The sequence below is a fragment of the Planktothrix agardhii genome (genome assembly GCF_904830935.1).
GTDB lineage: Bacteria > Cyanobacteriota > Cyanobacteriia > Cyanobacteriales > Microcoleaceae > Planktothrix > Planktothrix agardhii.
On the sequence record NZ_LR882952.1, the window covers coordinates 4,718,741 to 4,732,338 of the forward strand.

Here is a 13,598-nt window from a genome sequence, read left to right on the forward strand (position 1 = left end):
ATGACTAACGTTCCTGTTTCTCGAATTCGTAATTTTTCTATTATTGCTCATATTGATCATGGGAAATCTACCCTGGCGGATCGACTTTTGGAGGCGACGGGTGCGGTTCAAAAACGGGAAATGAAGGAACAATTTCTTGACTCCATGGACTTAGAGCGAGAACGGGGAATTACGATTAAATTGCAAGCCGCCCGGATGAATTACAAAGCCGATGACGGTGAGGAATATGTATTAAATTTAATCGACACTCCGGGTCACGTCGACTTTTCTTATGAGGTGTCTAGGTCTTTAGCGGCTTGTGAAGGGGCGTTATTAGTTGTGGATGCGTCTCAAGGGGTAGAAGCTCAAACTTTAGCAAATGTTTATCTCGCCTTAGAAAATAACTTAGAAATTATTCCGGTTTTAAATAAGATTGATTTACCCGGAGCGGAGCCAGATCGGATTAAAAGTGAGATTGAAGAAATTATTGGGTTAGACTGTTCCGGGGCGGTGTTAGCTTCGGCGAAAGAAGGGGTGGGAATTCATGAAATTTTAGAGTCTATTGTCCGTTTAGTTCCACCTCCCCAGGATACGGTTGATCAGAAATTACGGGCATTAATTTTTGATAGTTATTATGACAGTTATCGCGGGGTAGTTGTTTATTTTCGGGTGATGGATGGTAGGCTAAAAAAAGGCGATCGCGTCCACTTAATGGCTTCGGGAAAAGAATATGAAGTTGATGAAATTGGCGTATTATCTCCGACTCAAATCCCCGTTGATGAACTCCACGCGGGGGAAGTAGGATATTTTTCTGCTGCGATTAAAGCCGTTGAAGATGCCCGGGTTGGGGATACTATTACTTTAGCCAATCGTCAAGCCGAACAAGCTTTGCCCGGTTATACCGAAGCAAAACCGATGGTGTTTTGTGGGTTATTTCCCACGGATTCTGATGAATATCCTAATCTAAAAGAAGCCTTAGAAAAACTCAAATTAAACGACGCGGCGTTATCTTATGAACCGGAAACTTCTAGTGCGATGGGGTTCGGTTTCCGATGTGGATTTTTAGGGTTACTGCACATGGAAATTGTGCAAGAACGTTTGGAAAGGGAATATGATTTAGACTTAATTGTGACTTCTCCTTCGGTGGTTTATCAAGTTACAACTCAAAAGGGAGAAGTGATGATGATCGATAACCCCAGTCGTTTACCTGAACCTAACCATCGGGAAAAAATAGAAGAACCATATGTGCGGGTAGAAATGATTACTCCTGAAGCTTATGTGGGCAGTTTAATGGAGTTAGCCCAGGGTCGTCGGGGTGAATTTAAGGATATGCGATATTTAGCTCAGGGACGGACAACCTTAGTTTATGAAGTGCCTTTAGCGGAAGTAGTGACGGACTTTTTTGATCAGATGAAATCCCGTTCTCGTGGTTATGCCAGTATGGAATATCATATTATTGGATATCGAGAAAATGCCTTAGTTAAACTCGATATTATGATTAATAAAGATCCGATCGATTCTTTGGCAATGATTGTTCACCGAGATAAAGCTTATCATGTTGGACGGGCAATGGTGGAAAAACTCAAAGAATTGATTCCCCGTCATCAATTTAAAGTTCCCATTCAAGCCACAATTGGATCTAAAGTTATTGCTAGTGAAAGTATTCCGGCATTAAGAAAAGATGTGTTAGCTAAATGTTATGGGGGGGATATTAGTCGGAAGAAAAAACTCTTACAGAAGCAAGCCAAAGGTAAAAAACGGATGAAATCCTTGGGTTCTGTGGATGTTCCTCAAGAGGCATTTATGGCGGTATTACGGTTAAATCAAGAATCCTAAATTGTTGTAGAGACGTTAAATTTAACGTCTCTACAACAAAGATCAATGTTGTTGGGTATAGCTGGGGTGTATTCAAAGCCAAGTCTTAACTTTAAAACGTTTTAGTAATCGTCGCCACTGATGGTGCTAATTGGTTTGGTAATGTTGTCATTACCACTGCTCAATTCCGAGTGATTCGCAGACCCCCTTTTTCTCGTCGTCAACTTCACTTAATGCTCCCAGCAAAAGGTGGAATGCGTCGTAAGTATGGGGGTTCTACGACTCGTCATGGATTCCGTAAGGGGGACTTGGTTAAATCTGCCAAGGGTGTTGGTTATGTGTCAGCAGACACCGAAAGACAAGTATCTGTCAGCGATGCTAATTGGAAACGGTTAGGGCAGATTACTTCTAGTAAAGTACAGTTAATTCGCCGTTCCAACGGGTTGATTGTTACTTAGAAGATTGTGTAAAGCCGTCCTTCGCTTCGCTAAAGGACGGGGTTTCAAACCCAATTTTTAGATGAGAATTTTAGTTACAGGTGGCGCGGGTTTTCTGGGTTCACACCTAATTGATCGCTTAATGGAACAGAGCCATGAAGTGATTTGTTTAGATAACTTTTTCACAGGGAGAAAACGAAATATCCTGAAATGGATCGGTAATCCCTATTTTGAACTGATCCGCCATGATATTACCGAACCAATTCGGTTAGAAGCCGATCAAATCTACCATTTAGCCTGTCCCGCCTCTCCAGTTCACTACCAATACAACCCGGTTAAAACCATCAAAACCAATGTATTAGGAACTATGAATATGTTGGGGTTAGCCAAACGGATCAAAGCCCGGTTTTTCCTAGCCTCCACTTCTGAAGTCTACGGAGATCCCGATGTTCACCCCCAAACGGAGGACTATCGAGGCAATGTCAACTGTATTGGGATTCGATCCTGTTACGACGAGGGAAAGCGGGTTGCAGAAACCTTAGCCTTTGACTATCACCGTCAAAACGGGGTAGATATTCGGGTGGTACGGATTTTTAATACCTATGGCCCCCGAATGTTAGAAAATGATGGCCGTGTGGTCAGTAACTTTATTGTCCAAGCCCTGCGAGGGATTCCCTTAACAGTTTATGGGGATGGTTCCCAAACCCGGAGTTTCTGTTATGTGTCAGACTTGGTAGAGGGATTCATCCGCTTGATGAATAGCGATCAGATTGGCCCTATTAATATCGGGAATCCAGGGGAATATACCATTTTGGAATTAGCTGAAAAAATTCAGAATCTCGTTAACCCAGATGTGGAAATTCAATTTAAACCGCTACCGGAGGATGATCCTAAACAGCGACAACCCGATATTACTCGTGCTAAAACCTACCTGAATTGGGAACCGACAATCCCACTGGATCAAGGATTAGAGTTGACGGTGAAAGATTTTCGGGAACGCATCTACAACAGTTGAAAAGAGTAAAATCCTTGTTAACGATCAATCATTGAGCGTTAACAAGATTGTTAGTTTTTCGGTCAAAAAATTGAGGATAGATTTATGCGTGTTTGTGTAATTGGGACGGGATATGTGGGTTTAGTAACCGGAGTGTGTCTGGCACAGATCGGACATGATGTTATTTGTATTGATAATAATGAGGAAAAGGTCAAATTAATGAAGTCGGGACAGTCCCCGATTTATGAACCCGGACTACCGGAATTAATGAAATCCTGTATGGAGTCCGGGCGGCTGGATTTTTCTTCGGATTTAGCTGCGGGTGTGGAACATGGTGAGGTGTTATTTATCGCCGTAGGAACTCCTCCTTTACCTAGCGGAGAAAGTGATACTCGTTATGTCGAGGCGGTGGCGCGGGGGATTGGAGCTAACCTGACCACAGGTTATAAAGTGATTGTGAATAAATCCACTGTACCCATTGGTTCCGGAGACTGGGTGCGGATGATTGTTTTAGATGGTGTTTCCGAGCGGCAAAAAGAAAAAGGGTCAGCAGGAACACCGATTGAAGCTGAATTTGATGTTGTTAGTAACCCGGAATTTTTACGCGAAGGTTCGGCGGTTTATGACACCTTTAATCCCGATCGAATTGTGTTAGGAAGTAATAGCAAAAAAGCCTTGGAGGTGATGCAGGAATTGTATGCACCTTTAGTATCGAGAAAACATTCTGATCATCCATCTTTACCCCCAGTTCCAATTGTGTTAACTGATCTAAGTTCGGCAGAAATGATTAAATATGCTGCTAACTCGTTCTTAGCAACTAAAATTAGCTTTATTAACGAAATTGCTAATATTTGCGATCGCGTCGGTGCGGATGTGACACAAGTAGCTCAAGGAATTGGCTTAGATTCTCGAATTGGGAATAAGTTTTTACAAGCTGGAATTGGTTGGGGGGGTTCCTGTTTCCCGAAAGATGTTTCGGCTTTAATTCATACCGCCGATGACTATAATTATGACGCCCAATTGTTAAAAGCGGCGGTGGAAGTTAATAACCGTCAACGCACGATTGCCATTGATAAATTACAGCAAGTGCTGAAAATTCTCAAAGGTAAAACCGTGGGATTATTGGGATTAACTTTTAAAGCCGATACGGACGATTTACGCGATGCTCCGGCTTTAGATATTATCCAAGAATTGAACCGTTTAGGGGCAAAAGTTAAAGCTTATGATCCGATTATTTCCCAAAGTGGGATGCGTCATGGGTTAACGGGTGTCATCGTTGAAACCGATCCTGAATTGTTAGCTGATGGCTGTGATGCGTTAATTTTAATTACCGACTGGGCGCAATTCCAAAACCTTGATTATGGGAAAATGGCGAAAAAAATGCACTCGGCATTTATGATTGACGGTCGGAATTTCTTAGACCGAAAACAATTAGAAGCCGCTGGTTTCCAATATGTCGGGATTGGACATTAATCCCTAGGTTAATGTAGGATTAGGGTGGGCATTGCTCACCCTAACCGACACTCAAAATCACATCAATTTGTTTCTGAACTTGATCTAATTTTCGACGTTGTTGCTCAATCCAATCTTTTTCCGCTTCCCGTTGTTCGCTGGTTTCTTGTTCATATCGGTTTTGTTTCTCTAAAAAATCATTGTAAAAATTAATAATTTCTGTTGTAGTTGATAATGCAAAATCAAAGCATTCAGTAAATCTTGAAGCCATATTTTCTTCTATAATTTCTTTGACCTTATTAACAAAAATGTCAAATCTTTCTCTATTAATCACCATAAATCCTTCATTTAAAAATACACCAAGAGTTGGTTTTACCCACCAATCTGATAAAATATTGCTAGAATTTCCTTTTGTATTAATTAAGTAATTTTTTTGGTAAGAGTATGAAGTTGGTTTAACTGAAATATTAACTCGCTCTTGGAAATTTAGTAAATTAATTGTTAATTGAAGATAATTCATATCCAAACTTGATAAATTATCATTTAAAAACAATAAATTTTTATTGATGGTGATCATTATCTCATTATTAATAACTTTTATTGCCTTATCTAGTCCTTGAATCAAACCATCTTTGTCCGAAAAACCCACTTCTTTTTTTAATGTTCCATTTTTAATATCTTTAAACCACCTTTCTTTAAGCTGTTCACATTGATTTAACCATGAATTTTTAATTTCTTGAATCACTTCTGTTTGACATTTTTTCTGTAACTCCCGAATTCTAAAATCAATCGCTGCTAGTTTTCCTATTTCTTCCCAAAGTTCAGACTTGGGGACAGTCATAATTCTAGCTTTACTATTCCAGACATCTTCAGCATGATCTAAATCTTTATAACTAATTTCCATTAACTCTTTTAATCTGGCTGCGGACTGTCTTAACTCTTGATTACAGGATTGAATCGACTGATTTAACTCCGTAGCGGATTGTTTCAACTCGCAAGATTCACTTTGATTGTTCAGTACAGAAACCGTTGAATAAGTAATAGACTGGAAGATATTTAAAAATTCATTCATTGCAGCAAGCCTCAATTAAGCATACAGTTCTACTTTACAACATTAGAGGAACAATAAATAAGTCAGTAACAATTTATAAATTATTTATCCGTGTTTATACGGTTTAATAAAATCAATTAAAATCAAAATAAATTTATTTTCCGTAAAAATACTTAAATCAGTAAAACAAAAAATTAATTGATCAAAATTTTAGCAATATCTGTTTGTTTTTAGAGGATTTTGAGTTTACAATAATTAAAGAGTTAGGTTAAAAATTATGTCTGTTTTCGCTCCTAGTATGCAATTTGTATTTTCCCCCGCAATTCAAGAAGGTTTAGCCAAGGGTGTCTATGAGTTAGTTTCTTCCAAATCAGGAGTACCTTTAAGCATGGTCAGATGGGCGAAAGGAACAGCAAATGCGGGCCAGTTTGCAGGTCACGCTATGGGTACAATAATGCACAATAGTCCCCTTGCGCCGATTACCGCACCCGTGGAAGTGGGTATGGGTTTAGTTCAAATGTATCAGGTTCATCGAGGATTTCAAAAAACCTATCAAGAAATTAACCAATTACAAGCAAGTCTGGGAGTTCTACAATCAACGACTGCGGTTATTGGTGTCGGTGTAGCGGTAACAGGTGTTCTTGCGGCTGTAAATTTATATCAGACTTTAAAGTTAAGAGAAGATATCAAACAACTTAAATTAACGGTAACGGGAGGATTTATTGATCTAAAATCTGCCTTAAAAAATCAAGGTGATAGTATTATTAGACGGATTGATGAAGTTGCAGAAGATATTAAATATAATCAACATCGGTTAATTTTAATTACAGCTTATGGCAAATTTACAGAAGCCTTAAAGTGGTTTAAAGTGGCAATGACTATTGAAGAACCAAATGCCAGAAACGATCAAATTAACGGGGTGTTAAGTATGCTATACCATGCTTTAGCTGATTACTCTAATCCCCAGCTATTAAACAATGTTTGTGCTGCGGGTCAACTTCGCAGACTCGAATGCACTTGGGCGATTGAACAAGCCATTATTACTGCTTATCAAGCCCAAAATCAATTAACAGCATCGAATGAACACCTAGAACAACTTCAAAATAAAATTTATCAAGGATTACTGAATATTATTGATCAATGTAGTTCTCAAGAAGAATTAGATTTTCTATTTCCTGAAATAGCCAGAATTAAAATACATGATTGTACAGCATTAAAATCTTGGCAAGATCATACTAATTGGTTTAAAACCTTATCTAATGATGAACGGGAACAGTTAGCAATGTTAGAACCGGAAACCTCAGAATCAGTTAATTTTGAATTATCAAAAAACGACATAACTATTAAACCTTTAGAAATGCAAATCTATGAGGAATTAAAACAAAAATCCCACTATTCAGCTTTACGAGATCAATTAAAATTTATCGTTAAACCTGAATTACGCCGGGAGCATGAATCTTATATTTTTAATAAAGCGATCGCCACAGGTTTAAATGGATTAGCCCCTAAAAATTGGGAAGAAGTACCCGATTTAACCGTTGCTAATCTTTATCATTATTTTCAAGTTCAATCTTAAAATGCGTAGGAAGATTGAAAAAAACTAGAAAAAACGACTTAAAGTTCCTCAAATTGTAAGTTAGATCAAAATTAGATGAAATTTAACAAAACGTAGGTATTTATTTATAGTTACCTACGTTTTGTTGAAAAAACAGCTAAATTGCCAAGCACTTTTTTCAGATATTTAATTAATCTTGACCAACTCGCATAATAATCGACTTCAATCCATTCATAATATCCTCAAGAGATTCAATAATTTTTAAGGTTTCTTTTTGTTCAGTTTCATCATCTAATTTAGACAAAAATTGAAATAATTGGTTAATTCTTTCTTCTTTTCTTTTTCTTTTTTTAATTATTAACTAATAGTTTGAGCTAACTCCAGTGGGAACGCCAGGGCTGTTTCATTAGCCAAAAGTTATGTACAAACAAGCTAAAGATCGTTGATATTTTCGGCTATCATTCTTTGATTTATTGTCGGGGAATGATAGCCATTGATTATGAGAAGATTAAGAATTATAGCAATCCTATTTGAGTTGTGTAAAAGGGAACATGGGTAATATTTCTGACTGTTTCATGTCAGTATTAAAATGTTACAACCTATTATAGTTTCAGTCCCGCAAGCAGGATTATTTTAATTGAAAGAAAAGACTAAATAAAACCCCGACTAGATTATGTTTAGTCGGGGTTTTATGATTTAGGGATTGTCAATCAAAAGCCCCCGATTCCCAATAATCCTTAGCCGCTTCCCACTGTTCAGACGTAGCCGCGCAGTGGACTTGATGCCCTGCGTCTGACAACTTTCCTTTGTGATGTTTGGCGATCGCACCCTCCAAAGATACACAGCTTAATCGGTACAGAGGGATTGGGGATTGGTTTATTAGGATATCCAGGGATTGAATAACACCCAGACCAAAGCCCTGCGGATCATAAGTCACATGATTCTGTCTAGTTCCATCGGATTTGAAGTAACGGGCGTGAAGTAGTTGCTTTTCCATAATTTAATCAATGACTACAACTTGTGTTCGCCAGGCTTTTTAGTAATGTTTCAGTCCCGCAAGCAGGATTATTTTAATTGAAAGCATAACTATTAACTATAGCAGTTTTTTCCTGTTCTTGTTTCAGTCCCGCAAGCAGGATTATTTTAATTGAAAGTTGAGATGGACACTACAAGGTAAGACTTATCAAATGTTTCAGTCCCGCAAGCAGGATTATTTTAATTGAAAGAGGGGGAAACGATACAAAACCCGACTCACTAGACACTTGTTTCAGTCCCGCAAGCAGGATTATTTTAATTGAAAGGATAAAGATACTAAGTGAAACAAACTAGAAGCTATAAGTTTCAGTCCCGCAAGCAGGATTATTTTAATTGAAAGTTCTGATCGGTTATCCTTAACTCTTGTTTTAAGTTGTTTCAAGTTTCAGTCCCGCAAGCAGGATTATTTTAATTGAAAGCTGAAACAGTGACTTGCATAATGTCAGGTGTAAGCCCGTGTAGGTTTCAGTCCCGCAAGCAGGATTATTTTAATTGAAAGTCCCTTGTGCATGGCTCGGATACATTGATTGTCAGTGCGTGTTTCAGTCCCGCAAGCAGGATTATTTTAATTGAAAGAAAACTTGTCTTCCTCAATTAATCCATTCTCAGTAAAGTTTCAGTCCCGCAAGCAGGATTATTTTAATTGAAAGTTATGGACAATTAAACTCGATAAACGACGATTCAGGTTTCAGTCCCGCAAGCAGGATTATTTTAATTGAAAGCCGCATCGGAAATATTTGGCGGTTAAAGGACTGGTTTCAGTCCCGCAAGCAGGATTATTTTAATTGAAAGCTCTCAGTGTTGCATTGGTAGAAGCAACAAACTGAAACGTGTTTCAGTCCCGCAAGCAGGATTATTTTAATTGAAAGCAACATCGAGAGCATAACCCTGAACGCAAGAAAAGAAAGTTTCAGTCCCGCAAGCAGGATTATTTTAATTGAAAGCGGAAGTTTTGGCGACCCTTGTTCAAATGCGGAAGCTATGGGTTTCAGTCCCGCAAGCAGGATTATTTTAATTGAAAGCTCCATTCCCATCCTGGGGCGTAGGTATCAAGGATGTGTTTCAGTCCCGCAAGCAGGATTATTTTAATTGAAAGCTTTAAGGACGTGCGAGAAGGTGATCAGCAAGCTAAGTTTCAGTCCCGCAAGCAGGATTATTTTAATTGAAAGTTTTAGGGAATTATTTTAGGACTAGGATAATGGCTTATGTTTCAGTCCCGCAAGCAGGATTATTTTAATTGAAAGCATATTTCCAAACCATATCAATATTAAATCCTCGTTGTTTCAGTCCCGCAAGCAGGATTATTTTAATTGAAAGTTATAAAAAGTTAAGCATTGACAAAGTTAGCGCTAAGTTTCAGTCCCGCAAGCAGGATTATTTTAATTGAAAGTCCGTTTTGTATGCTTTCGAGCAAGATCATATGTTTCAGTCCCGCAAGCAGGATTATTTTAATTGAAAGTTTCATCCTTAGAGAAGTGCTTACGAATAGCCTGATAGTTTCAGTCCCGCAAGCAGGATTATTTTAATTGAAAGAATTAGGTATCTATCTATCATGACTGCAAATTCTTGTTTCAGTCCCGCAAGCAGGATTATTTTAATTGAAAGTTTCAAATCCGAAGTTTAAATCTTTAATTGAGGTTGAGTTTCAGTCCCGCAAGCAGGATTATTTTAATTGAAAGAATGGCCGGCTTTAGGCTATGTTAAATCTGTTGAAGTGTTTCAGTCCCGCAAGCAGGATTATTTTAATTGAAAGTCAAATCCTCCAACATATCAAGGGTTGGTGATTCTAGTTTCAGTCCCGCAAGCAGGATTATTTTAATTGAAAGTATTGATAAACCTGCTATGTCTGCGGATTGCGTACCGTATGGTTTCAGTCCCGCAAGCAGGATTATTTTAATTGAAAGAAAAAAGGATTATCCGAACTGTAGATTCCTGTTCTTGTTTCAGTCCCGCAAGCAGGATTATTTTAATTGAAAGATCGGTGTTTTTAGCTTGTTTGCTTCCGATGTACGTTTCAGTCCCGCAAGCAGGATTATTTTAATTGAAAGTTGTTACAACCTATTGAACTATTCTTAGGGATCGTCGTTTCAGTCCCGCAAGCAGGATTATTTTAATTGAAAGAATATTTAATTCTTCGTCATATCTGAATTGTAAAGTTTCAGTCCCGCAAGCAGGATTATTTTAATTGAAAGTAAACGACATAAAAAAACAACAGTGGACAAAAGATATAGAATGTTTCAGTCCCGCAAGCAGGATTATTTTAATTGAAAGTTCAAGTCCAAAGCGTTCAATATGGCGAGATTGAGGGTTTCAGTCCCGCAAGCAGGATTATTTTAATTGAAAGTTGAGGTTGTCAAAATCGGCAGTAGAAGGGTTAAAGTTTCAGTCCCGCAAGCAGGATTATTTTAATTGAAAGTTCTATAGCAATCAATTTCCGATGTCCTCCCGAAATCGTTTCAGTCCCGCAAGCAGGATTATTTTAATTGAAAGCTATGAGACAGGCTATGGAGAAGTCACAGAGTATTTCGTGTTTCAGTCCCGCAAGCAGGATTATTTTAATTGAAAGCACCGACTGTGACTACCATTATGACAACGGCTACAGGAACAATGTTTCAGTCCCGCAAGCAGGATTATTTTAATTGAAAGGCATTATGCGTCATCTGCGTCCGTTATTCTAGGCTTGTTTCAGTCCCGCAAGCAGGATTATTTTAATTGAAAGCTGGTGTGGAGCCTTCGGGCTTCTACCAGACTCCGGTTTCAGTCCCGCAAGCAGGATTATTTTAATTGAAAGCTCTTAGATCCTTTTGAATAGACGGGCTTATCTTCTAAGTATTGTTTCAGTCCCGCAAGCAGGATTATTTTAATTGAAAGAACCGCGAACGCTAACGACGCCCAGGAACCGCTACCGCGTTTCAGTCCCGCAAGCAGGATTATTTTAATTGAAAGTCTGCCGTCTGAAACCCTGATGGGGCGGTGATTCTGGAGCCCATTTTCGTGAACCTCAAAAATTGCCTCATTTCAGGCTTCGTTATTGCAACAGATTATCAATAACTAACCGGACTCAAAAGTATAAACTATTGATTTGTCAAGGTTCTAGCGTTTTTCGTGAACCCCCCCAGGTTTTCGCCCCCGCTTAGGTTCACGAAAATAATCATAAACCAAAACAATTTTCTTGTCAAGGGGAATCTTATATGATATTGCGATCGCCCCCAGACCTCTGAACTCAAATAAAAAACCCCGCATCCAACGGAAACAGGGTCAACGGTATCCTATTCAATTCAACTAGATGACAATAGCCTGATCTTGACGGGGGTGTTCAGACCCATAGGTAATTGTGCGTTTCAGAGATCCCGCATCCAAAACATAAATCCGTACCGAATCTTCAGCAGGTTTAACTAACTTTTCAATTTGGTGTTGTAAGTTCACAAACTGAACACTTGTTAAAAAGCATTCAAACACACTATACTGACACCATTTGCCATAACCCGACAACAATTTATGTAACCTTGTGCGCCGTTTATTAGCCGCTTTGCTATCGGGTAAATCGTAAATCACCAAATAAAATAACGTATTTTTCATCGTAATACCAAAGGTTTATAAACCAAGTCTTCCTGTAAATAGCGTCCTAATAATCGAGCTTGTAATTCAATCGCCCGTCGATAGGTGCACCGATACTCAAAAACTGGATGTTTAAACTCATCATTCATTTTCCGTTCAAATGCTTGTAAAAACCGCTTACGTCCCTCATCTTTGAGTCGATAAGCACCCAAACTTTCGGTAAAATCATCCGGCTGAATTTCCCGTTTATTTAATACCGAAAATACCAAACTATCCGCCACCAAAGGACGAAATTCCTCCATTAAATCCAGCACCATTGCGGGTTGACCCCGACTGACTTCATGCAAATATCCAATATAAGGATCAAGTCCCACTAAATGCACCGATGCTGTTACCTGTACCCGCAATAAACCATAGGCAAAACTCAATAAAGCATTCACTGGATCGGTCGGTGGACGACGGTTGCGACCTGGAAAAGACCAAGGTTCATTTAAGATCGCTGACCATTCTCGAAAATAATCTTTTGCCGCAATTCCTTCCACTCCTCGAACTTCATCCAAAGTAGCTTTTTTAAACAGTAATTTTCTATGATTTTTCAAAGGAGTATCAGCAATTTTCTGACGATATAAAACCGTAGCTTGATTTTGAATTTTAGCCGATACAATGGTTTTAACTAATTCCAAGCGACGTTCCGTATCCTGATATAATTCAAACTGGGCTAACCGTAGGGCTCCATTCCGAGAATATCCGGGTAAAGCACTGCCTAAATATTTGCCAAAACTGGTTAAATAGTGAACAGGCATTCCCAGTTCTAAAGCATAGGTGAGGGCATCTCCCGTGACTTGAGGATTGCCCATTAATACCACTTGTTCGACGGTTTGGGCGGGAACCGATTGTTTATTCCATTTGCCACTTTCTTCTTGAGTTGCAACGGTAAAGGCTTCATATTTTTTACCTAAAATTGCTTGAGGTTGGGTAATATAAAGAATAGACATTTTAAGTTAAACTCCTTGACGAATCAGTTCTTTTACTTCAAAAGGTAGACAAATTCCTGTTAAACTACAGGCTTGACATTTTTTAGAATTGTTAATCGGTAAAGGGATTTTGCCCATGGCGGTTTTGTGAGCTAAGGCGATCGCTTCTTGGGTCATTTGTCGTAATTTTGGGGTAAATTCAACCCGTTGACGACGGCGATTTCCATGATAAAAAATTTCACCATAGGGAATTACTTTACCCGTGCGTTCTTCTAAACATAACGCCGCCGCACAAAGTTGAAAATGATCATTGAGATGTTGCGCCATTTTTCCCTTTTTATATTCTAAAGGAATCAGTTGACCCTCCCGTTCTTCGACAGCATCAATAATTCCACTTACTTTCAACTGTTCACTCCAGACCCACTGCTGACGGTGAATAATAGTATCACCTTCAAAAGTAGTTCCTTCTTCATTAATATTTTCATGGAGATAACGCCCCATAATAATATGTTCGTTATCCTTTGTTTCCCCCAATTGATATTCTAAATAAAATCGACGGGGGCAATATTCCCAAGCGTTGAGATAAGCTAAAGTTAAATCAGTCATCAGTTATCAGTTATCAGTTTTAGAGTTATCAGTTTTAGAGTTAACAGTTTTAGAGTTAACATTTAACGGTTATTGGTTTTCTAGGATGATTTTGCTTGATTCATTATTGCCAATTCTGGTTTTTTTAGAATAGCAAAAAGAA

General features: G+C 38.6%; 10 protein-coding genes and 1 CRISPR repeat array. Of the genes, 5 read left to right on the forward strand and 5 right to left on the reverse strand.

Features of this window, described 5'->3' with window-relative positions:
* The 4 genes from lepA to NMG88_RS21580 all read left to right on the forward strand — a co-directional run bounded on the left by lepA (nt 1) and on the right by NMG88_RS21580 (nt 4,698).
* Entirely contained in the window at nt 1-1,815 is a 1,815-nt protein-coding gene (gene lepA, locus NMG88_RS21565) for a translation elongation factor 4 (RefSeq protein ID WP_027249498.1), read from the forward strand.
* Nucleotides 1,816-1,985: 170 nt separating this feature from the next.
* A complete protein-coding gene (locus NMG88_RS21570; protein ID WP_320056768.1) occupies nt 1,986-2,252 on the forward strand; it encodes a hypothetical protein in 267 nt (88 codons plus the stop codon).
* A 61-nt stretch (nt 2,253-2,313) separates the two neighbouring features.
* Complete coding sequence (locus NMG88_RS21575) at nt 2,314-3,246, forward strand: UDP-glucuronic acid decarboxylase family protein (RefSeq protein WP_027249499.1); 933 nt, start codon at nt 2,314-2,316, stop codon at nt 3,244-3,246.
* Between the two features lie 84 nt (nt 3,247-3,330).
* Nucleotides 3,331-4,698 carry a UDP-glucose dehydrogenase family protein gene (locus NMG88_RS21580; protein ID WP_235752064.1) on the forward strand — a complete coding sequence of 456 codons (1,368 nt, stop codon included), beginning with the start codon at nt 3,331-3,333 and terminating at the stop codon, nt 4,696-4,698.
* Between the two features lie 40 nt (nt 4,699-4,738).
* Here the strand turns inward: NMG88_RS21580 and NMG88_RS21585 are convergent, their stop codons facing one another.
* A complete protein-coding gene (locus NMG88_RS21585) occupies nt 4,739-5,749 on the reverse strand; it encodes a hypothetical protein (protein WP_254035791.1) in 1,011 nt (336 codons plus the stop codon).
* 256 nt (nt 5,750-6,005) lie between these two features.
* Between NMG88_RS21585 and NMG88_RS21590 the strand changes: the two genes are divergently transcribed.
* Complete coding sequence (locus tag NMG88_RS21590) at nt 6,006-7,304, forward strand: hypothetical protein (protein ID WP_254035792.1); 1,299 nt, start codon at nt 6,006-6,008, stop codon at nt 7,302-7,304.
* A 685-nt stretch (nt 7,305-7,989) separates the two neighbouring features.
* Here the strand turns inward: NMG88_RS21590 and NMG88_RS21595 are convergent.
* From NMG88_RS21595 to cas4, 4 genes are all read right to left on the reverse strand, one after another.
* Nucleotides 7,990-8,280, reverse strand: coding sequence for a hypothetical protein (locus NMG88_RS21595; protein ID WP_026787340.1), 291 nt, complete (start codon nt 8,278-8,280; stop codon nt 7,990-7,992).
* A 47-nt stretch (nt 8,281-8,327) separates the two neighbouring features.
* A CRISPR array of direct repeats spans nt 8,328-11,264; the repeat unit is 37 nt; unit sequence GTTTCAGTCCCGCAAGCAGGATTATTTTAATTGAAAG.
* A 336-nt stretch (nt 11,265-11,600) separates the two neighbouring features.
* Nucleotides 11,601-11,897, reverse strand: a complete 297-nt coding sequence (gene cas2, locus NMG88_RS21600; protein WP_026787341.1) for a CRISPR-associated endonuclease Cas2 — start codon at nt 11,895-11,897, stop codon at nt 11,601-11,603.
* On the reverse strand, nt 11,894-12,871 hold the full coding sequence (cas1d, locus tag NMG88_RS21605; protein WP_042156676.1) for a type I-D CRISPR-associated endonuclease Cas1d: 978 nt from the start codon (nt 12,869-12,871) through the stop codon (nt 11,894-11,896). The genes cas2 and cas1d overlap by 4 nt, the downstream gene beginning before the upstream one ends.
* Before the next feature lie 6 nt (nt 12,872-12,877).
* Nucleotides 12,878-13,456: a CRISPR-associated protein Cas4 gene (cas4, locus tag NMG88_RS21610; protein WP_235757535.1), complete on the reverse strand. Its 579-nt coding sequence runs from the start codon at nt 13,454-13,456 to the stop codon at nt 12,878-12,880.
* Nucleotides 13,457-13,598 lie beyond the last annotated feature (142 nt).

Coding starts and splice junctions, on each gene's coding strand:
- NMG88_RS21580 (WP_235752064.1), top strand. CDS start 3,331: ATGCGTGTTTGTGTAATTGGGACGGGATATGTGGGTTTAGTAACCGGA.
- NMG88_RS21575 (WP_027249499.1), top strand. CDS start 2,314: ATGAGAATTTTAGTTACAGGTGGCGCGGGTTTTCTGGGTTCACACCTA.
- cas1d (WP_042156676.1), bottom strand. CDS start 12,871: ATGTCTATTCTTTATATTACCCAACCTCAAGCAATTTTAGGTAAAAAA.
- NMG88_RS21590 (WP_254035792.1), top strand. CDS start 6,006: ATGTCTGTTTTCGCTCCTAGTATGCAATTTGTATTTTCCCCCGCAATT.
- cas2 (WP_026787341.1), bottom strand. CDS start 11,897: ATGAAAAATACGTTATTTTATTTGGTGATTTACGATTTACCCGATAGC.
- NMG88_RS21595 (WP_026787340.1), bottom strand. CDS start 8,280: ATGGAAAAGCAACTACTTCACGCCCGTTACTTCAAATCCGATGGAACT.
- cas4 (WP_235757535.1), bottom strand. CDS start 13,456: ATGACTGATTTAACTTTAGCTTATCTCAACGCTTGGGAATATTGCCCC.
- NMG88_RS21585 (WP_254035791.1), bottom strand. CDS start 5,749: ATGAATGAATTTTTAAATATCTTCCAGTCTATTACTTATTCAACGGTT.
- lepA (WP_027249498.1), top strand. CDS start 1: ATGACTAACGTTCCTGTTTCTCGAATTCGTAATTTTTCTATTATTGCT.